Raw genomic sequence first — 20,143 nt, 5'->3', positions numbered from 1 at the left:
CCGGAGGTCAGCCCTCCAGCCTGCTCAGGTCCCGCACCGCGCCCTTGTCGGCGGAGGTCGCCATCGCCGCGTATGCGCGCAGCGCCGCCGAGACCGCCCGCTGCCGGTCCTTGGGCCGGTAGCCGCCCTCGGCCTCCAGCGCCGCCCGGCGCTCCGCCAGCTCCTCGTCGGAGACCTCCAGCCGGATCGACCGGCCGGGGATGTCGATCGAGATCAGGTCGCCGTCCCGCACCAGCGCGATGGTGCCGCCGGACGCCGCCTCCGGGGAGGCGTGCCCGATGGAGAGGCCCGAGGTACCGCCGGAGAAGCGGCCGTCGGTGACCAGCGCACATGCCTTGCCCAGGCCACGGCCCTTGAGGAAGGACGTCGGGTAGAGCATCTCCTGCATGCCCGGACCGCCCTTGGGGCCCTCGTAGCGGATGACCACCACGTCGCCCTCCTTGATCCGCTTGCTGAGGATGGCCTCCACGGCGGCCTCCTGCGAGTCCACCACCACGGCCGGGCCCTGGAAGACCAGGATCGACTCGTCGACGCCCGCCGTCTTCACCACGCAGCCGTCGACCGCCAGGTTGCCCCGGAGCACGGCGAGGCCGCCGTCCTTGGAGTAGGCGTGCTCGATGTCGCGGATGCAGCCGCCGGCCGCATCGGTGTCCAGCGTCTCCCACCGCTCGGACTGCGAGAACGCCTCGGCGGAGCGGACGCACCCGGGGGCGGCGTGCCACAGCTCCACGGCCTCGTCGGACGGCGAGCCGCCGCGCACGTCCCAGGTCTTCAGCCAGTCCGCCAGCGACGGGCTGTGCACCGAGTGCACATCCTCCTCCAGCAGCCCGGCCCGGTAGAGCTCACCCAGGATCGCGGGGATGCCGCCCGCCCGGTGCACGTCCTCCATGTAGTACGTGCCGCCGGGGGCGACATTGGGCGCCACCTTGGCCAGGCACGGCACCCGCCGCGACACGGCGTCGATGTCGTCCAGCCCGTAGTCCAGCTCGGCCTCCTGGGCGGCGGCGAGCAGGTGGAGGATGGTGTTGGTGGAGCCGCCCATGGCGATGTCCAGCGCCATGGCGTTGTCGAACGCGGCCCGGGTGGCGATGGCGCGCGGCAGCACGGTCTCGTCGTCCTGCCCGTAGTACCGCTCGGTGATCTCGACCACGGTGCGGCCGGCGTTCTCGTACAGCGCCCGGCGGGCGGTGTGGGTGGCCAGCACCGAGCCGTTGCCGGGGAGCGAGAGGCCCATCGCCTCGGTGAGGCAGTTCATCGAGTTGGCGGTGAACATGCCCGAGCAGGAGCCGCAGGTCGGGCAGGCGTTCTCCTCGATGCGGAGGATGTCCTCGTCCGAGACCGACTCATTGACCGCGTCGGCGATGGCGTTGATCAGGTCGAGCTTGCGGACGGTGCCGTCCACCAGCACCGCCTTGCCGGCCTCCATGGGGCCGCCGGAGACGAAGACAGTGGGGATGTTGAGCCGCAGCGCGGCCATCAGCATGCCCGGGGTGATCTTGTCGCAGTTGGAGATGCAGATCAGGGCGTCCGCGCAGTGCGCGTTGACCATGTACTCCACGGAGTCCGCGATCAGGTCGCGGGACGGCAGCGAGTAGAGCATGCCGCCGTGGCCCATGGCGATGCCGTCGTCCACCGCGATGGTGTTGAACTCCCGGGGGATGCCGCCCGCCGCCTTGACCGCCTCGGAGACGATCCGCCCCACCGGCTGGAGATGGGTGTGGCCGGGCACGAACTCGGTGAAGCTGTTGGCGACCGCCACGATCGGCTTGCCGAAGTCCTCCCGGGCTACACCGGCCGCCCGGAGAAGGGCGCGGGCGCCCGCCATGTTGCGGCCGTGGGTGACCGTACGCGACCTCAGCTCGGGCACCTTGCTCCACTCCCATCAAGCCTGACAGCACTGCACTACTCCGTCGAGCGTACGCCCCTCCGGCCGCCATCTGGACACTTCGTCCGCATGTCAGACAGCCACCACCGAGACCCCGGCCTCGCCGAGCCGGGCCACCGCCCCGTCCGCGATCCCCCGGTCGGTGACCAGCACATCGATCAGGCCGAGCGGGCAGACCCGGGCGAAGGCCCGTTGGCCGATCTTCGAGGAGTCGGCGGCCACCACCACCCGCCGCGCCCGCTCGGCGAGCAGCCGGTTGATCCCGGCCTCGCCCTCATGGTGGACGTACGCCCCCTGCTCAAGGTCGATCGCATTGACGCCCAGCACCGCCACATCCAGGGCGACCTCCGCCAGCACCCCGCTCGCCAAGGGCCCGGTCAGCTCATAGGACTGCGGTCGGACCACCCCACCGGTGACAACCGTCTTCACCTGCGGCCGGATCACCAGCTCATTGGCGATGTTCAGGGCATTGGTCACCACCGTCAGGGCCGGCCCCCGACCGGTGTCCCCGGAGATGTCCGCCCGCGCCGCCAGGGCCCGGGCCACCTCCGTGACGGTGGTCCCCCCGGTCAGCCCCACCACCTCGCCGACCGCCACCAGATCGGCCACCGCCCGGCCGATCCGCTGCTTCTCCGAGGCGTGCCGCGCCGTCTTGTACCGCAGCGGCAGCTCATACGAGACACCGTGCGCCACCGCGCCACCCCGGGTGCGGGTGACCATCTGCTGCTCGGCGAGCTGGTCCAGGTCGCGGCGGATGGTCGCGGCCGACACCTCCAGGGCAGCCGCCGCGTCCTCGACCTCCACCCGGCCGTGCCGCGCAAGCAGCTCCAGCAGCGCACTCCACCGGGCATCCCTGGACACAACCACTCCCAACTCCGACCTCGCCAAGGGTCTCATATGCTTGAAGTTGCTCGAAACTCCCGGCTATCGTGCACAAAAAAACAAGGGAGCACCCATGAGCCACCTCACAACCGAGACAGCCAGCCAACCGGAGTGCTGGCGCCGCGCCGCCGAGCTGGCCGCCACCCAGCCCGAAGCACTCCCGGCAGCCGGCGAGCGGGTCGCCGTCGTGGGCTGCGGCACCTCCCTCTACATGGCGCAGTCCTACGCCGCGCTGCGCGAGGAGTCCGGGCAGGGCGAGACCGACGCCTTCGCCGCCTCCGAGTTCCCCTCGGCCCGCCGCTACGACCGGATCGTGGCCCTCACCCGCTCCGGCACCACCACCGAGGTACTGGACCTGCTCACCCGGCTCCGCGGCACCACCCGCACCACCGCCCTCACCGCCGACCCCGACACCCCCGTGATGGCCGCCGCCGACGCCGCCGTGGTGCTGGACTTCGCCGATGAACGCTCGGTGGTCCAGACCCGCTTCGCCACCACCGCGCTCACCCTGCTCCGCGCCCACCTCGGCCTGCACACCGACGCCGCCGTCCAGGACGCGGAGACCGCCCTCGCCGAGCCGCTGCCCGCCGACCTCCTGGACCGCACCCAGTTCACCTTCCTCGGCCGCGGCTGGACGGTCGGCCTCGCCCATGAGGCAGCACTCAAGATGAAGGAAGCCTCGCTCTCCTGGACCGAGTCCTACCCGGCCATGGAGTACCGCCACGGCCCCATCAGCATCAGCGGCGCCACCACCGCCACCTGGATCTTCGGCGCCGCCCCAGACGGCCTCGCGGACCAGGTCCGGGCCACCGGCGCCCACTGGGAGCAGAGCCGCCTCGACCCGCTCGCCGACCTGGTCCGGGTCCAGCGCCTCGCCGCCGCCCGCGCCACCGCACGCGGCCTCGACCCGGACCACCCGCGCCACCTCACCCGGTCCGTGGTCCTCACCGCACCCCGATGATCCTCACCCTGACCCCCAACCCGGCACTGGACATCACCTACACCGTGCCCGGCTTCCGCCCGCACGCCGAACACCGGGTGACCGACGTCGCCCAGCAGGCAGGCGGCAAGGGCGTCAACGCGGCCCGGGTACTGCACGCCCTCGGCCGACCCGTCCTCGCCCTCGTCCCGCTCGGCGGCGCCACCGGGGCAGCGGTCGAGGACGACCTCCGCCACTCCGGCATCCCCTACGCCCGGGTGCCGATCAGCGGCGAGACCCGCCGCACCATCGCGGTCGCCGACACCACCGACACCACCCTGCTCAACGAACCCGGCCCGACGCTCCACCCAGCCGAATGGGCCGCCCTGCGGACCCGGCTCACAGACCTGCTGCCCGGCGCCCAGGCGCTGATCCTCGCCGGCAGCCTGCCACCGGGCACACCCGACGACGCCTACGCCGACCTGATCCGACTCGCCCACGCCCACGCCGTACCGGTGGTCCTCGACACCTCCGGCCCGGCCCTCACCGCCGCACTCCCCAGCCGCCCCACCGCCGTCAAACCCAACGCCGCCGAACTCCGCGCCGCCACCGGCCTCTCGGACCCCGCCCAGGCCGCCGCCCGCCTCCGCACCGCCGGCGCCCAGTCCGTGGTCGCCTCCCTCGGCCCCGACGGCCTACTGGCCACCACCCCCACCGGCACCTGGCGGGCCCACCCACCCCTAACCCTCTCCGGCAACCCCGCCGGCGCAGGCGACTCCGTCGTCGCAGCCCTCGCCGCCGGCCTCGCCGACGCCACCCCCTGGCCCGACCTCCTCGCCAACGCCGCCGCCCTCTCCGCCGCCACCGTACTGACCCCCACGCCGGCACCTTCGACCCCACCGCCTACCACCACTTCACCACCCCCTGACCCCCCACCCGGGCTTCCGCGAGGCGCCGGCCGACCAGAGAGCAACATCCGCAGAACAGCGGCCGCCCGCCGCCACCCTCCCCCCACCGGGCGGAGGGTGGCGGACGGGGAGGGGTGGGGGGTCCCGGGCTCCCTCCTTGCCCGCCTTCGGCGAGGAGGGGCCCATGGAGGATGCAGCCGGTTTTCCCCGAAGCGAGGAACGAGCGCAGGGGGACACCGGCGAGCACCGGACGCCCGGGACCCCCCACCCCGGACCGGCCGACACCCGCACCAGCCCACACAACCCCAACCCCCACGCAGCACCCCGACAAAGCAGTCGCCTGCGCCGAAGCAGAAAAGAGATCTGTTCCGGTCACCCCGACCCGCGACAAACCACACCCCGGAGCACCCATGCCCCTCACCGCCACCGGCCCCCTGGTCACCCAGGCCGCCGCCGCCCACCACGCCGTCGCCGCGTTCAACGTCATCACCCTGGAACACGCCGAAGCCGTCATCGAAGGCGCCGAAGCCGCCGCCGCACCGGTCGTCCTCCAGATCAGCGAGAACGCCGTGAGGTTCCACCACGGCCGCCCCGCCCCCCTCGCCCGCGCCGCCGCCGAAGCAGCCGCCCACGCCACCGTCCCCGTAGCCCTGCACCTGGACCACGTCCGCAGCACCGATCTGCTGCACCTCGCCGCCGACTGCGGCTTCACCTCGGTGATGTTCGACGCCGCCCACCTGCCGTACGAGGAGAACGTCACCGCCACCCGCACCGCCGCCACCTGGGCCCACCGCCACGGCCTCTGGCTGGAAGCCGAACTCGGCCAGGTCGGCGGCAAGGACGGAACCGGCCCACTGGACGCCCACGCCCCCGGCGCCCGCACCGACCCCGACGAGGCCCGCGCCTTCGTCGCCGCCACCGGCGTCGACGCCCTGGCCGTCGCCGTCGGCACCACCCACGCGATGACGTCCCGCACCGCCCGCCTCGACCACGAACTACTGGCCCGGCTGCACGACACCCTGACGGTGCCCCTGGTGCTGCACGGCTCCTCCGGCCTGCCCGACCCGGAACTCCGCCGAGCCGTCGCCACCGGCATCGCCAAGGTCAACATCGGTACGGCCCTGAACATCGCCATGACCGGCGCCGTCCGCGCCCACCTCGCCGCCGACCCGGCCGCCGTCGACCCCCGCCGCTATCTGGCCGCAGGCCGCAGCGCCATGGCCGCCGCCGTCACGGCCCTGCTCGGCACCCTCGCACCCCTCACCGCCCGGTGAGATACCGCTGCAACGTCGGCGCCACCAGAGCGACCAGCTCCTCCGGATCGGCCGAGGCCAGCGGCTCGACCTGGACCACATAGCGGACGATGGCCAGCCCGACCATCTGGGAGGCGGCCAGCTCGGCACGGAGCTGCGGGTCGGGTACGTCCAGCCGGGAGGCGATCCGGGTGAGCAGCTCACGCGCCAGGAAGTCGCGCAGCATCGCCGCCGCCTGCTCCTCGGTCAGCGCCGACCGAAGCACCGCGATCAGCCGCTCCCGTACCTCCGGCGCCTCCCACAGCCCCAGAAACGACCGCAGCAGCCGCTCCCCCACCCCCTCAGCCCCAGCCCCAGCCCCAGCCCCGGCACCAGCACCAGCACCAGCACCAGCACCAGCCGCCCCCTCCGCCAGAAGGTCCGGCAGCACCAGCGCAGGCGCAAAAGTGAGTTCCAGCGCCGCGCCGAAGAGCTTCTCCTTGCTCCCGAAGTGGTGATGGACCAGCGCCGGGTCCACCCCCGCAGCCCTGGCGATGCCCCGGATCGACGCCTTGGCGTACCCCTGGGCGGCGAACTCCGCCCGGGCGGCGGCCAGGATCACCTCCCGGGTCTGCGGCGCCCCGGCCCGCGACCCGGCCGGTCTGCCACGGCGGCGCGGCGGCGCGTCCTCCCCGCTCATGGGCGCCCCTCGGAGACACCGACGGTGAGGTGCAGACCGAACGGCTCCACGACGACGCCGTCGGGGAACCGCGCCAGCAGCGCCTCCCGCTCGGCGGCCAGCACCTGCTCCCGCTCAGCCGGCGAGAGCACCGCGACATAGGAGCGGGAGAGCTGGTCCAGCAGCGCCGTCTCGACCGATATCCGTCGCTGCCAGCGCAGCGTCGCGGTGGCGACCCGCAGGTCGAAGCGGGCGAGGTTCCCCGGCCCGTCCATGGGCGCCCGGTAGTCGTGGTACTGCTTGCAGGCGGCGGCCATCCGGGCGGACTGCTCGCGCACCCACGGCACCTCGGGGTCCTTGACGTTCCACCACAGCGCCAGCGCGCCGCCCGGCCGCAGCACCCGCACCGCCTCGGGTACCGAGCGCGCCGGGTCGGTCCAGTGGAACGCCTGGGCGTAGCCGACCAGGTCGGCGCAGGAGTCCCGGAAGGGCAGGGCGTTGCCGTCGCCGCGTACCAGCGGCAGGTCCGGGGCGAGGGCGTGCAGCCGCTCGGCCATGCCGGGGGTGGGTTCGACGGCGGTGACGCGGGCGCCGCGGGCGAGCAGGGCCCGGGTGGAGATCCCGGTGCCCGCGCCGACGTCGAGTACATCGGCGCCGGCCAGCGGGCGCCCGGTCAGCTCCTCGATCGCGTCGAAGAGGGCGTCGGGGTAGGAGGGCCGGGCGGTGTCGTACTCGGCCGCGACGCTGTGGAAGGAGGAGGCGAGGTCGGACTTGTCGATGGTGGCCATGCGTGGAGTCCCCTTCCCGGGCCGGTACCGGATGCGCTTCAGCCTACGTTCGCCGCCGAGGCCAGGTGGAGCCTGGTGAAGGCCAGCGCCTCGGCCAGATCGGCCTCCCGCTCGGCGGGTCCGGCGGCGCGGCGGGTGTTGACCTCCAGCACCACATGGCCGTCGAAGCCGCTGCGGGCCAGCCGTTCCAGGACCGCACCGCAGGGCTGGCTGCCCCGGCCGGGGATGAGGTGCTCGTCCTTGGCGGACCCGCTGCCGTCCGCGAGGTGTACATGGGCGAGCCGGCCGCCCATCCGGTCCACCATGGCCAGGGCGTCCACCCGGGAGGTGGCGGCGTGGGAGAGGTCGACGGTGAAGTGCCGGTAGTCCTCGTCGGTGGGGTCCCAGCCGGGCGCGTACGCCAGGACCTCGCGGTCGCGGTAGCGCCACGGGTACATGTTCTCGACCGCGAAGCGGACGTCGGTCTCCCCGGCCATCCGCCATACGCCCTGCACGAACTCCCGGGCGTACTGCCGCTGCCAGCGGAACGGCGGGTGCACCACGACGGTGTCGGCGCCGAGCTTCTCGGCGGCGGCGCGGGCGCGCTCCAGCTTGGTCCACGGGTCGGTGGACCAGACCCGCTGGGTGATGAGCAGGCAGGGGGCGTGCACGGCCAGGATCGGGACGCCGTGGTGGTCGGAGAGGCGGCGCAGCGCCTCGATGTCCTGGCTGACCGGGTCGGTCCACACCATGACCTCGACGCCGTCGTAGCCGAGCCGCGCGGCGATCTCGAAGGCGGTGGCGGTGTTCTCCGGGTACACGGACGCGGTGGACAGGGCGACCTTGGTCTTCCCGGCAGCCCGCTTCACCCGGCCCCCACCAGCACGCCCCGCACCACCGGCACCACCGGCACCACCAGCACGCCCGGCACCACCACCAGCACGCCCGGCACCACCAGCACCACGCGCCCCACCACCCGCGCTGCCCCCGCCCCCCTTGACGTCAGCGCCCTCCCGGCCGGCCGCCCGACGCGCCCGGGCCGCCTCCAGCGCGGCACCCGCCGCCTCCCGGGTGGCAGCCGCCCGCTTGGCCACCACCCGGCGGGCCGCCTCGCCGGTCGCCTGGGCCCTGGCCCGGCCCTCGGCCCGCTTGGCCGCAGCCCTGGCAGCCCGCGCCGCCTTGGCCGTCTCCGCTCCCCCGGCGGCACGCCGGGCCTCCCCCTCGCGCTCGGCCTCCGGTTCGGGTCCGTCCCGGTCGGCGCGGCTCGCCCGCGTCTCGTCCTGGTCCGCTGGATCCGCCACGGGAGACAGACTATGCGGCTCCGCGCGTACACGTGACCGCGCCCGGGACGGCCCTGGTCACCGCGTCACCGCACGCGGGCACCGCCGCCCCGTCCGAGCCGTCGCAGGGCCCGCCCTGCTCCGCCGTCCGGCTCCGGCCCCCGGTACCGCCGCCCGACCTCCGGTGCCGGCCACAGCGGCGCGTCTCTTCAAGCGTCGCCGGAGCCGGTGCCCGCCTCGGTCATCATGTCCAGGCGGCGCAGGATGACGCCCTCGCGCAGCGCCCATGGGCAGATGTCGACCTCGGTCAGCCCGAAGAGGTCCATCGTGGCGTCGGCGACCAGCGCGCCCGCCAGCAGCTGCCTGGCCCGGCCCTCCGACACCCCGGGTATCCGGGCCCGTTCCGCCACCGCCATGGCGGCGATCTTCGGTACCCACTCCTCCAGCCCGGCCTTGGTGAGCCGGCGCGGCACAAAGGGCCCTGCCTCGGAGCGGGCGGCGCCGGTCACCCGGGCGAGCTGCTTGAAGGTCTTGGAGGTGGCCACGGTGTGGTCGGCCGGGCCGAGCCGGGAGACGTCACCGACGACCCGGGCGATCTCCGCGCGGATGCGGCGCCGTACCTGCCGTACGTCCTCGGGCTCCGGCGGGTCGCCCGGCAGCAGGGTGGAGGTGAGCCGGCCGGCGCCCAGCGGCAGCGACACCGCGACGTCGGGCTGCTCGTCCACACCGCAGGCGATCTCCAGGGAGCCGCCGCCGATGTCCAGCACCAGCAGGCGGCCGGAGGACCAGCCGAACCAGCGGCGGGCGGCGAGAAAGGTCAGCCGCGCCTCGTCCTGCCCGGAGAGCACCCGCAGCGCCACCCCGGTCTCCTGCTGGACGCGCCGCAGCACCGCCTCGCCGTTGGCCGCCTCCCGTACGGCGGAGGTGGCGAACGGCAGCACGTCCTCGACACCCATGTCCTCGGCCACCCGCATCGCGGCGGCCACCGTCGCGACCAGCCGATGCACCCCGTCCTCGGTGATGGCGCCGTCGGCGTCCAGCAGTTCGGCGAGCCGCAGCTCCTCCTTGGTGGAGAAGGCGGGCAGCGGTCGCGCACCCGGGTGGGCATCCACCACGAGGAAGTGCACGGTGTTGGAACCTACGTCGAGTACGCCGAGTCGCATAGCGCTCCACGCTACCCGCACCACCGCGCGGCTCCACGGGCTTCCCCCCGCCCTTCCCGGCATCGCCGCAAGCAGGCTCCGACGGCGCACGCTCCCGGCGGCGCACGCAGAACCACGACAAAACCACCTTTATCGGACGATCCGCACTCCGGCCAGGGCATAGGCTGGGCCCGTGGCAGCAGCAGAGACGGACACCGCGCACGGCCCGCAGTCGGCCGCGCGCCGCCGCGAGGTTCCCCTGGACTTCCCCCGGGTCTGGGTGGAGTTCCCCGACCCGGCCGACGAGGACCAGGTCTTCCGCTGCGACCTGACCTGGCTCACCTCCCGCTGGGCCTGCATCTTCGGCCGTGGCTGCCATGGCATCCGACCCGGCCGGGGCGAGTCCGACGGCTGCTGCACGCTGGGCGCCCACTGGTCGGACGAGGACGACGAGCAGCGGGTCGCCGGGCACGCCGCGCGGCTGACCCCCGAGACCTGGCAGTACCACCACCTGGGCACCGGCCCGGACGGCTCGGTGCTGCTGGACGGCGGCATCACCCAGCTCGACGAGGACGGCGACCGGCAGACCCGCCGGGTCGACGGCGCCTGCGTCTTCCTCAACCGGCCGGGCTTCCCCGGCGGCGCGGGCTGCGCGCTGCACACCCTGGCCCTCAAGGAGGACCGCGAGCCGCTGGAGACCAAGCCGGACGTCTGCTGGCAGCTGCCGATCCGCCGCACCTACGAGTGGGTGGACCGCCCGGACGACACCCGGGTGCTGGTGGTCTCCATCGGCGAGTACGACCGCCGTGGCTGGGGGCCGGGCGGCCATGACCTGCACTGGTGGTGCACCGGCAGCCCGGAGGCGCACGGCGGGTCGGAGCCGGTCTATGTCGGCTACCGCCCGGAACTCACCGAGCTGATGGGCCCGGCCGGGTACGCGGTGCTGGCCGAGCTGTGCGCACAGCGGATCGCCGCCGGAGGCGACCGTGGACTGGCCCCGCACCCGGCGGACCCTCCCCGGTAGGCACCGGCCCGGCACTGGCGCGGCACCGGCCCGGCCCGGCACATCCATTGGCGGCGGCGCCCTCCGATGGCCGAGGCTGACGTCGACCGGCACGCCGACCCGCACGCCGACCGACCGGAGACGAGGGCCCATGCACGACACGGAGAGCACCGGAACGCTGACCCCGGGCAGCGAGGTGACGGTGCGGCTCGTCAAGCACCCCCGCCCCGATGTGCGCTACGCGGCGGTGGTGACCAGCGACGACGGGACCAGGATCACCGTAAGGGCGCCCTGGTCGGGGCCGCCGGTCCGGGACTTCGGCTTCGTCCGGTTCGAGCAGGGGGACGTCTTCACCGAGCACTACTGGCGGGACCGCTGGTACTCCGTCAAGGAGGTCCGCACCGGGGACGGCGCCCTGAAGGGCTGGTACTGCGACGTCACCCGGCCGGCCTCGGTACGGGACGGCGCCCTGGTCGTCCAGGACCTCGACCTCGACCTGTGGCTCTCCGCCGACCGCTCCACCGTGCTGCGGCTCGACGAGGACGAGTTCCAGGCCAGCGGCATCGAGCAGCGCGACCCCGCCGCCGCGGCCCGGGCCCGCGAAGCCCTGGACGAGCTGGAGCAGCTCTCCCACGACGGCTTCACCGGGCTGCTCGGAGGCTGACCGAGCCGACCGGCCCTCAGCCGGTGTTGCTCGACGGTCCGGGCGACACCGTCCCGGAGGGCTGCTGGGACGGCTCCGGAGAGGACGGCGAGGGCGACGGCGGCGGCGGGGACGACGGCCCCGGCCCACCGGTCGGCCCACCCGACGGCGGCGACTGCGACGGCTGCGGCCCCGGACCCTGGCTGGAACCGGGGCCGTCCGACCGGGGCGGCCCGGAGGGGGACGGGTGCGGCCCGCCGTGCCCGCCATGGCGTCGGCCGTGGCCCTCCAGGGTGACCACGGTCTCCGACGGCTGGAGCGCGATATGGGCGGTCCAGTGGCCGTGCGGCACCCGGTCGGCGTCCACCGTGACGATGACGGTGATCCGCTGCCCGGGCTCCAGCGCCCCCGAATCCCGGCTGAGCCGCAGCCAGGCCGCATCACTGACGGCCCGCCAGAAGACCGAACTGCCACCCGAGTTGGTGAGGGTGACCACGGTGCGGCTGCCGTACTCGCTGGCGGAGACCTCCAGCCGGCCCGCCGACGGGGACTCCGTTACCGGCGCGGACGGCACCGCCGCCCCCGGCGACGCGGCGGCGACCGGGATCGGCAGTCCCACCGCCGCCGCCGGGGACGGCACCGCCGGTGGCGACGTCTCACCGGCGGCCAGCGGGGTCGTGCCGCTCCTGCTCGACATAGGGCCGAACATCCGGGCCGTGTCCCGCCCGGCGGCGCTCTCCGGCCGCAGCGCGCCCACGGCTGTGCCACCCGCCGCGCCGTACTGGCCGCCATGCCCGCCGCCGTATCCACCGGCCGGGCCGGACCCGCCGCCGTACCCGTAGGCCCCGCTGGGGGTGTCCACCCGTACCGCCGAGACCGCCGCAGGGCCGCCCGCGCCGTCGCCGCCCCGGTGCGCCACCCAGAGCGCGGCCACCGGCGCGGCCAGCACCGCAGCGAGCACCGTCGTGGTCACCGCCCGGTTGCGGAGCATCACCGCCAGGTCCGGCGAGTCCGCCCGGTGCCGGGGGAAGCCCTGCCGGTCGAACCGGGGACCGGCGGTCGGCTCCGCCGGGGGGTGCGCACGGCCGCGTACCAGCCCGCCCGACGCCCCGTACGCCCGCACGCGCCGCCCGCCGCGCGCCCGGCGGCCCGCCGAGGCCCCGGCCAGGAAGGCCGCGCCCGCCGTCCCGGCCAGCGCTGCGGCGGGCGCCGGTACCAGCGGCAGCGCCAAACCCGCCGGGCCGCCCGCGCGCAGCACCTCCGTCCCCGGCCAGGGGCCGCCGGCCGCAGCGCCCTCGGCGGTGCCCCGGCAGGTGGGGCAGTCGTCCACGTGGTGCACCAGTTCGCGGCGGAGCGCGGGGCCCAGCAGCATGCCGCCGTCCTCCGGGCCGGTCCGGCCGCTGCCCAGCCGGTCCAGCTCCGGACAGTCGGCCGCAGCCAGCACCAGCAGCGCCATCCGGGTGCGCTCCACCTCGCAGGCGGCCTGGCGGAGCAGTACGGAGGCGTCCTCCGGGGCCAGCCCCAGCACGGCCGCCACCTCACCCGACGCCAGCCCGTGACGGACCGCCAGCTCAAGCGCCTCCCGCTGCTGCGGGGTGGTACCGGCCGCCTCCGGCCAGGCCAGCACGGCAAGCCGGGCGCGGCGCTCCTGCTGCTGCGCGGCCGTGAGCGGCGGGGGGCCGCCCTGGGCCTGGCCGACACCCGGGCCCGGCTCCCCGCCGGATGCCCCGCCGGGCTCGTGGCCGGGCCGCTCGGCGGCGTCCTCCAGGCGGAGCAGGCAGGCGTACCGGGCCAGCGAGTAGAGCCAGGCCCGCAGCAGTCCGGGGTCGCGCAGCCGGTCGTGGTGCCGCACCGCCATCTCGTGCACCGACCGCACGGCGGCCAGCGCGGCGTCGTGGTCGCACAGCACGGAGAGGCAGTAGGTGAAGAGACCGTCCACCTGCCGCGTGTACGCCTCCTCGGGACGCTCCACCCCGCGCGGCCCTGATCCGGCCGCCGCGGGCATCTGGGTGTCGGCACTGGTCGTCATCCTGCCGACGTTAGGGGCACCGCCCGGCCGGGTCGGCCGGGTTGCGGCGGGCATCCTTCTTTCGGGTAACGCGTCCACCGTCACGGGTGACACCGGGCCCCCGCACCGCCCCACACCCGCCGCCCCGCCACCGCAAGCGCCGCGCCCCTCCACACCGCCCCGCCCCCGCACGCGCCGCGCCCCTCCACACCACCCCCGCCACCGCAAGCGCAGCGCCCCTCCACACCGCCCCCGCCCCGCGCCGGTCGGCGCTGTCGGTGGGGCCTTGTACCGTTCACCGCATGGCAGCCCGAACCTCCTCCGGCAAGTCCTCCGCGAAGGCACGCCCCGCCTACCGCTGCACCGAGTGCGGCAACCAGCTCCCCAAGTGGGTGGGCCGCTGCCCCGAGTGCAACGCCTGGGGCACCGTGGAGGAGTACGGCGCCGTGCCCATCCGCACCACCGCCGCCGGGCCGGTCAGCGCGCCCGCCCGCCCCATCGCCCAGGTGGACGGACAGGTCGCCACCGCCCGCCGCACCGGCGTGGACGAGCTGGACCGGGTCCTCGGCGGCGGGCTGGTCCCCGGCGCCGTGGTGCTGCTGGCCGGGGAGCCGGGTGTCGGCAAGTCCACCCTGCTGCTGGACGTCGCCGCCAAGGCCGCCTCCGCGCAGCACCGCACCCTCTATGTGACCGGCGAGGAGTCGGCAGGGCAGGTACGGCTGCGCGCCGACCGCATCGGCGCCCTCTCCGACCACCTCTACCTGGCCGCCGAGACCGACCTGGGGGCCGTGCTCGGCCACATCGACCAGGTGAACCCCTCCCTGCTGGTGCTGGACTCGGTGCAGACCATCGCCTCCGCCGAGCTGGACGGGGCGCCCGGCGGCATGGCGCAGGTCCGCGAGGTCGCCGGGGCCCTGATCCGCGCCTCCAAGGACCGCGGCATGGCCACCCTGCTGGTCGGCCATGTCACCAAGGACGGCTCCATCGCCGGCCCCCGGCTGCTGGAGCACCTGGTGGACGTGGTGCTGCACTTCGAGGGCGACCGGCACGCCCGGCTCCGGCTGATCCGGGGCATCAAGAACCGCTATGGCGCCACCGACGAGGTCGGCTGCTTCGAGCTGCACGACGAGGGCATCGCCGGGCTGCCCGACCCCTCCGGGCTCTTCCTCACCCGCCGCAGCCAGCCGGTGCCCGGCACCTGTCTCACCGTCACCCTGGAGGGTCGCCGCCCACTGGTGGCCGAGGTGCAGGCGCTGATGGTGGACTCGCAGATCCCCTCCCCGCGCCGCACCACCTCCGGGCTCGACTCGCCCCGGATCGCCATGGTGCTCGCCGTGGTGGAGCGGCACGGCAGCGTACGGCTCGGCAAGCAGGACATCTACACCGCCACCGTCGGCGGGGTGCGGCTCACCGAACCGGCCGCCGACCTGGCCATCGCCCTGTCGGTGGCCAGCTCCGCCGCCAACACCCCGCTGCCCAGCAACCTGGTCGCCATCGGCGAGGTCGGGCTGGCCGGCGAGGTGCGCCGGGTCAACGGGGTGCAGCGCCGCCTCGCCGAGGCCCACCGGCTGGGGTTCACCCACGCCCTGGTCCCGCAGGACCCGGGCAAGGTGCCGCCGGGGATGCGGGTGGTCGAGGTGGCCGACATCGGCGAGGCGCTGGCCGCCATCCCCGGCCGCCGCCGCTCCTCCGGCTCCTCCGGAGCTTCCGGAGCCTCCGGCGACCGGCCGTCCGGCGAGGGGGATCGGCCCGGCCGACGCCCGCGTGCGCGCGCTGCGGCGGACCTCCCGGCGCCCGGCGCGGACGTGATGCAGGGCTGGGATCCGGTGGAGCCGAAGGAGGTCCCGGAGCCCTTCTGAACCGCTTCTTGACCCGCCCTGCCCCGACCCGCCACCCTCGCGGGCCGCCCGACGGTAAACTTTGCCCTGATCGCACCATGGCAGAACGTCGGCAGACCGCACCGCCGGCCGACCGAGGGAGTCCAGTGGCAGCCAACGACCGGGCGGAGAAGTCCCCCCGCGAGGAGGCCCTGCTGCGTGCCTCCCTGAGTGCCGTCGCCCCCGGCACCGCCTTGCGGGACGGCCTGGAGAGGGTGCTGCGCGGCAACACCGGCGGCCTGATCGTGCTCGGTTTCGACAAGGCCGTCGAGCCGATCTGCACCGGCGGCTTCGTGCTGGATGTCGAGTTCTCCGCCACCCGGCTGCGAGAGCTCTGCAAGCTGGACGGCGCGGTGGTGCTCGACAAGGACATCACCAAGATCGTGCGGGCCGGTGTCCATCTGGTGCCCGACTCCTCCATCCCCACCGACGAGACCGGCACCCGGCACCGCACCGCCGAGCGGGTCAACAAGCAGACCGGCTACCCCGTCGTCTCGGTCAGCCACTCCATGCGGCTGATCGCCCTCTATGTCAACGGGCAGCGCCGCGTCCTGGAGGACTCCGCCGCGATCCTCTCCCGGGCCAACCAGGCACTGGCCACCCTGGAGCGCTACAAGCTGCGCCTGGACGAGGTGGCCGGCACCCTCTCCGCCCTGGAGATCGAGGACCTGGTCACCGTCCGCGACGTCACCGCCGTCGCCCAGCGGCTGGAGATGGTCCGCCGGATCGCCACCGAGATCGCCGGCTATGTGGTCGAGCTCGGCACCGACGGCCGGCTGCTCTCCCTCCAACTGGACGAGCTGATCGCCGGTGTCGAGCCGGAGCGGGAGCTGGTGGCCCGCGACTACTTCCCGGAGCGCGCCGCCAAGAAGGGCCGCACCGTCCATGACGTCCTCGCCGATCTGGACGCCCTCAGCCAGACCGAGCTGCTGGACGTCCAGGCCGTCGCCAAGGCCCTGGGCCACCCGGGCACCCCCGAGGCCCTGGACTCGGCCGTCTCCCCCCGTGGCTACCGGCTGCTGGCCAAGGTCCCGCGCCTGCCCAACACCGTCATCGAGCGCCTGGTCGAGCACTTCGGCGGCCTTCAGAAGCTGCTCGCCGCCAGCGTCGACGACCTCCAGGCGGTGGACGGCGTCGGCGAAGCCCGCGCCCGTTCGGTCCGCGAGGGCCTCTCCCGCCTCGCCGAGTCCTCCATCCTGGAGCGCTACGTCTGACCCGCCCCGCCCCGGCACCCGCCGAGGGGGCCGGTTCAGCTCTCCAGGCGGAAGGAGGCGCGGGCGGTGACGGGGGTGCCGGAGACGCCGCTGAGGCTGGCCTGGACCAGGTAGACGCCGTCGCCCGCAGTGCCGCCGGGCGCGGGGGTGGGGCACTCGGGGATGCTGCGGCTGCGGTCCCAGACAAAGGTCTCGGTGACGGCACCGCCTGCGGGGATGCCGACCCAGGTGGAGCTGCGGTCGGTGGGGCAGTCGCCGGAGGACCACACCCGCCCGGCGCTGGCCTCGCTGACGGTGATCAGCGACGCCATCCGGCCGAGGTCGGCACGGCAGGCGGGGCCGGAGTTGCGAACGGTCAGCTCGAACCGGGGGCGGTCCTTGGGCTGGTAGGCGTTCTGCACGCTGGTGAGTTCCAGGGAGACCTTGGAGGTGGGGCAGATCGGCAGGGCCCGTACCGCTGCGGTGTCGATCTGGACGGTGCCGCTGCCGCCGGAGGTGGACCCGCTGCCGCCGTTGGACGTGGAACCGGTGGAGCCGGTGGAGCCGGCCGATCCAGCAGAGCCGCCGGAACCGCCGGAACTGCCGGAACCGCTGGAGCCGCCGGAGAGGCTGACATCGCTGCCTCCAGTACCTCCGGTACCTCCGGTGGTGCCTTCGGTGCTGCCCCCGCCGGAGTCGGAGGTGCCGCCCTCGGCGCCGGGGGACTCGCTGCTCCCGGTGCCGGGCTTGCCGGAACTCCCGGAGCCGCCCCCTGAGCCGCCCCCGGGCCGGGTGGTGATCGCCGAGCCGCTGGGGCTGCTGCCGGGCGTGATCGACTGGACGGGCGCGGGATGTTTGCCCTGCGCCTCGTTGCCGCCGCCCCCGCGCACGGTCAGCCACACGATCAGGGCCGCGACTGCGAGCAGCGCGACGAGCACGACAAACCGCCGCCGCCAGTAGATGGACGCGGGCAGCGGTCCCACGGGATGGCGCATAGAGGGCACGCGCAAACTCTACGAGAGATCAACCGCCCCTCACCGCATCAACACCTCGACCGGCCCCCTTCTTTCAGATCATCAGCCTGTTGCTCCGACCGGGCGCCGACCGAACGGCGGCTCATGGGAGGATCGGAGGGAGATGTCCGTAGAAACCGCCGTGCCGATCCCGCTGCTGCACTCCACCGTCCTGGAGTGGTACGCAGCCCACGCTCGCGACCTGCCCTGGCGTGCCCCCGAGGCCACTCCATGGGCGGTGATGGTCAGTGAGTTCATGCTCCAGCAGACCCCGGTGAAGCGGGTGCTCCCCGCGTACACGGCCTGGCTGGAACGCTGGCCCACGCCCGCCGCGCTGGCCGCCGACGCCCCCGGTGAGGCGGTGCGGATGTGGGGACGCCTGGGCTATCCGCGCCGGGCGCTGCGGCTGCACGCCGCCGCCACCGCCATCACCGAGCGGCATGGCGGCGAGGTGCCCGACGACCATGCCGAGCTGCTCGCGCTGCCGGGGGTCGGGGAGTACACCGCCGCCGCTGTCGCCTCGTTCGCCTTCCGCCGCCGCCATGCGGTGCTGGACACCAATGTGCGGCGGGTGTTCGCCCGGGTGGTGGACGCGGTGGAGTATCCGCCGACGGCGACCACGGCCGCGGAGCGCCGTACCGCGACCGCGCTGCTGCCGGAGGCCGACGAGACGGCAGCGACCTGGGCGGTGGCGGTGATGGAGCTGGGCGCGCTGGTCTGCACGGCCCGGACGCCGCGCTGCGGCGGCTGCCCGGTGGCGGCGATGTGCGCCTGGCGGTTGGCCGGCAGCCCGCCATACGAAGGTCCGCCACGGCGCGGCCAGACCTATGCGGGGACCGACCGGCAGGTGCGCGGCAAGCTGCTCGCGGTGCTGCGGGAAGCACATGGCGAGGTGTCCCAGGCGGAGCTGGACGCGGTGTGGCATGAGCCGGTGCAGCGGGCCCGGGCGCTGGACGGGCTGGTCGCCGACGGGCTGGTGGAGCCGGTGGCGCAGGGCGTCTACCGGCTGCCGGGGGCGCCGGCGGCGGGCTGAGCCGCAGGCAGAGCGACGGCAGGGGCCGGGCACCCATGGGTGCCCGGCCCCTCCGTCGCTGCCGTGCCGTTTCCGGTCGGTCAGTGCGCGCCGGCCAGCGCGGTCTCCGTACCCTCGCCGGAGTCCGCCTCGTCGGCGCCGCCGACCGCGCTCCCGGCGCCGCGCAGCGGCACCTCCTTGAGGAAGACGGCGGCGGCGATGCCGACGACGCTGACCACCGCACCCCACAGGAACACCGAGTGGATGCCGTTGGAGATGGCGTGGTGGTAGGCGTTCTGGAAGGGGGCGGGGAGGGTCCGCAGCACGGTCGGGGTGATCTGGGTGGTCTGCTCGGTGGCCTTGCCGCCGCTCGCGCCCAGCATGTCCTTCATGGTGCCGGTGACCCGGTTGGTGAAGAGGGCGCCGAAGAGCGCGACACCGAAGGAGCCGCCGATGGTGCGGAACAGGGTGGCGGTGGAGCTGGCCACACCCATGTCCTTCAGCTCCACGCTGTTCTGCGCGACCAGCATGGTGATCTGCATCAGGAAGCCCATACCGGCGCCGAGCACCACCATGTAGACGCCGGAGGTGAAGCGGCTGGTGTCGGTGGAGAGGGTGGAGAGCAGCAGCGCGCCGCCGGCCATCACCCCGGTGCCGAGGATCGGGAAGATGCGGTAGCGGCCGGTGCGGGTGACGGCCTGGCCGACGACCAGCGAGACCACCAGCATGCCGAGCATCATCGGCATCAGCAGCAGCCCGGAGTTGGTGGCGGAGGCGCCCTGCACGCTCTGCTGGTAGAGCGGCAGGAAGGTGACCGAGCCGAACATGGTGAAGCCGACCAGGAAGCCGATCACCGAGACCAGGGTGAAGTTGCGGTTGCTGAAGAGCCCCAGCGGCAGCATGGGCTCCTCGGCGTGGCGCTCGGCCCACACAAAGCCGACGAGGGAGAGCAGCGCCAGCGCGCCGAGGCCCAGGATCTGGCCGGAGGTCCAGTCGTACTGCTGGCCGCCCCAGGTGGTGATGAGCACCAGGGAGGTGATGCCCACGGTGAGCAGCACCGCGCCCAGGTAGTCGATCCGGGCGGTGGAGCGGACCTTGGGCAGGTGCAGGGTGGCGGTGACCACCAGCAGGGCGAGGGCGCCCAGCGGCAGGTTGATGTAGAAGGTCCAGTGCCAGTTGAGGTGGTCGGTGATGAAGCCGCCGACCAGCGGGCCGCCGATCATGGCTATCGCCATCACGGCGGCGAACATGCCCTGGTACTTGCCGCGCTCACGGGGCGGCACCAGCGCACCCATGATCGCCATCACGCCGACCATCAGGCCGCCGGCGCCCAGGCCCTGGATGGCCCGGAAGCCGATCAGCTGCCCCATGGTCTGGGAGAGCCCGGAGAGCGCGGAGCCCACCAGGAAGACCACGATGGAGGTGATGAAGGTGCCCTTGCGGCCGTAGAGGTCGCCGAGCTTGCCCCAGATCGGGGTGGAGGCGGCGGTGGCCAGGGTGTAGGAGGTGACCACCCAGGAGAGGTGCTGGGCGCCGCCCAGGTCTCCGACGATGGTGGGCATCGCGGTGCCGACGATCAGATTGTCGAGCATCGCGAGCAGCATGGTGATCACCAGGCCGACCATGATGACGCGGATCTCGCGCGGTGTCCGGGCCTCCGGCTCGGCTGGTTGCTTCTGCGACACGGTGTCTCTCCCCGT

At 74.2% G+C, this 20,143-nt stretch carries 16 protein-coding genes and 1 pseudogene; 8 read left to right on the top strand and 9 right to left on the bottom strand.

Annotation, left to right across the window (positions count from 1 at the left end; all coding sequences use genetic code 11):
- Nucleotides 1-7 precede the first annotated feature (7 nt).
- Both ilvD and C7M71_RS17415 read right to left on the bottom strand, forming a co-directional pair.
- Nucleotides 8-1,867: a dihydroxy-acid dehydratase gene (gene ilvD, locus C7M71_RS17420; RefSeq protein WP_111492186.1), complete on the bottom strand. Its 1,860-nt coding sequence runs from the start codon at nt 1,865-1,867 to the stop codon at nt 8-10.
- 90 nt (nt 1,868-1,957) lie between these two features.
- Nucleotides 1,958-2,746: a DeoR/GlpR family DNA-binding transcription regulator gene (locus tag C7M71_RS17415; protein ID WP_111492187.1), complete on the bottom strand. Its 789-nt coding sequence runs from the start codon at nt 2,744-2,746 to the stop codon at nt 1,958-1,960.
- Nucleotides 2,747-2,840: 94 nt separating this feature from the next.
- Here C7M71_RS17415 and C7M71_RS17410 point away from each other — a divergent pair, with 94 nt between their 5' ends.
- The 3 genes and pseudogenes from C7M71_RS17410 to C7M71_RS17400 all read left to right on the top strand — a co-directional run bounded on the left by C7M71_RS17410 (nt 2,841) and on the right by C7M71_RS17400 (nt 5,868).
- Nucleotides 2,841-3,728 (top strand): SIS domain-containing protein, encoded by an 888-nt coding sequence (locus tag C7M71_RS17410; protein WP_111492188.1) that lies wholly within the window; start codon nt 2,841-2,843, stop codon nt 3,726-3,728.
- Nucleotides 3,725-4,614 (top strand): annotated as a pseudogene (locus tag C7M71_RS17405) (1-phosphofructokinase family hexose kinase). Before C7M71_RS17410 ends, C7M71_RS17405 begins: the two are co-directional and overlap by 4 nt.
- Nucleotides 4,615-5,004: 390 nt before the next feature.
- Entirely contained in the window at nt 5,005-5,868 is an 864-nt protein-coding gene (locus C7M71_RS17400; RefSeq protein ID WP_111492190.1) for a class II fructose-bisphosphate aldolase, read from the top strand.
- Here the strand turns inward: C7M71_RS17400 and C7M71_RS17395 are convergent.
- From C7M71_RS17395 to C7M71_RS17375, 4 genes are all read right to left on the bottom strand, one after another.
- Complete coding sequence (locus C7M71_RS17395) at nt 5,855-6,526, bottom strand: TetR/AcrR family transcriptional regulator (protein ID WP_111492191.1); 672 nt, start codon at nt 6,524-6,526, stop codon at nt 5,855-5,857. The two genes, C7M71_RS17400 and C7M71_RS17395, sit on opposite strands and share 14 nt — an antisense overlap.
- The gene (locus tag C7M71_RS17390) at nt 6,523-7,293 is read right to left on the bottom strand and encodes a class I SAM-dependent methyltransferase (protein ID WP_111492192.1); all 771 of its coding nucleotides are present in this window, start codon (nt 7,291-7,293) and stop codon (nt 6,523-6,525) included. The genes C7M71_RS17395 and C7M71_RS17390 overlap by 4 nt, the downstream gene beginning before the upstream one ends.
- Before the next feature lie 38 nt (nt 7,294-7,331).
- Nucleotides 7,332-8,141 carry a sugar phosphate isomerase/epimerase family protein gene (locus tag C7M71_RS17385; RefSeq protein ID WP_111492193.1) on the bottom strand — a complete coding sequence of 270 codons (810 nt, stop codon included), beginning with the start codon at nt 8,139-8,141 and terminating at the stop codon, nt 7,332-7,334.
- 620 nt (nt 8,142-8,761) lie between these two features.
- Nucleotides 8,762-9,715 carry a Ppx/GppA phosphatase family protein gene (locus tag C7M71_RS17375; RefSeq protein WP_111494976.1) on the bottom strand — a complete coding sequence of 318 codons (954 nt, stop codon included), beginning with the start codon at nt 9,713-9,715 and terminating at the stop codon, nt 8,762-8,764.
- Nucleotides 9,716-9,887: 172 nt separating this feature from the next.
- Here C7M71_RS17375 and C7M71_RS17370 point away from each other — a divergent pair, with 172 nt between their 5' ends.
- A complete protein-coding gene (locus C7M71_RS17370) occupies nt 9,888-10,718 on the top strand; it encodes a hypothetical protein (protein WP_407675912.1) in 831 nt (276 codons plus the stop codon).
- Between the two features lie 130 nt (nt 10,719-10,848).
- On the top strand, nt 10,849-11,361 hold the full coding sequence (locus C7M71_RS17365; protein ID WP_111494978.1) for a DUF402 domain-containing protein: 513 nt from the start codon (nt 10,849-10,851) through the stop codon (nt 11,359-11,361).
- Between the two features lie 16 nt (nt 11,362-11,377).
- On the opposite strand, the gene C7M71_RS32660 is transcribed toward C7M71_RS17365, so the two are convergent.
- The gene (locus C7M71_RS32660) at nt 11,378-13,369 is read right to left on the bottom strand and encodes a BACON domain-containing protein (protein ID WP_265737663.1); all 1,992 of its coding nucleotides are present in this window, start codon (nt 13,367-13,369) and stop codon (nt 11,378-11,380) included.
- A gap of 281 nt (nt 13,370-13,650) precedes the next feature.
- On the opposite strand from C7M71_RS32660, the gene radA reads away from it, so the two are divergent.
- A complete protein-coding gene (gene radA / locus C7M71_RS17355) occupies nt 13,651-15,207 on the top strand; it encodes a DNA repair protein RadA (protein WP_111491207.1) in 1,557 nt (518 codons plus the stop codon).
- A gap of 125 nt (nt 15,208-15,332) precedes the next feature.
- Complete coding sequence (gene disA / locus C7M71_RS17350; protein WP_229758776.1) at nt 15,333-16,439, top strand: DNA integrity scanning diadenylate cyclase DisA; 1,107 nt, start codon at nt 15,333-15,335, stop codon at nt 16,437-16,439.
- A gap of 35 nt (nt 16,440-16,474) precedes the next feature.
- On the opposite strand, the gene C7M71_RS30725 is transcribed toward disA, so the two are convergent.
- A complete protein-coding gene (locus C7M71_RS30725; protein ID WP_162824288.1) occupies nt 16,475-17,401 on the bottom strand; it encodes a hypothetical protein in 927 nt (308 codons plus the stop codon).
- A gap of 154 nt (nt 17,402-17,555) precedes the next feature.
- Between C7M71_RS30725 and C7M71_RS17335 the strand changes: the two genes are divergently transcribed.
- Nucleotides 17,556-18,464: an HhH-GPD family protein gene (locus C7M71_RS17335; RefSeq protein ID WP_111491204.1), complete on the top strand. Its 909-nt coding sequence runs from the start codon at nt 17,556-17,558 to the stop codon at nt 18,462-18,464.
- Between the two features lie 80 nt (nt 18,465-18,544).
- Here the strand turns inward: C7M71_RS17335 and C7M71_RS17330 are convergent, their stop codons facing one another.
- The gene (locus C7M71_RS17330; RefSeq protein WP_111491208.1) at nt 18,545-20,068 is read right to left on the bottom strand and encodes an MDR family MFS transporter; all 1,524 of its coding nucleotides are present in this window, start codon (nt 20,066-20,068) and stop codon (nt 18,545-18,547) included.
- Between the last annotated feature and the right edge of the window lie 75 nt (nt 20,069-20,143).

The organism is Peterkaempfera bronchialis (assembly GCF_003258605.2).
In the GTDB taxonomy this organism is placed as follows: domain Bacteria; phylum Actinomycetota; class Actinomycetes; order Streptomycetales; family Streptomycetaceae; genus Peterkaempfera; species Peterkaempfera bronchialis.
Note: the sequence above shows the minus strand (reverse complement) of the source record. Positions and strands in the feature narration are given on the sequence as shown.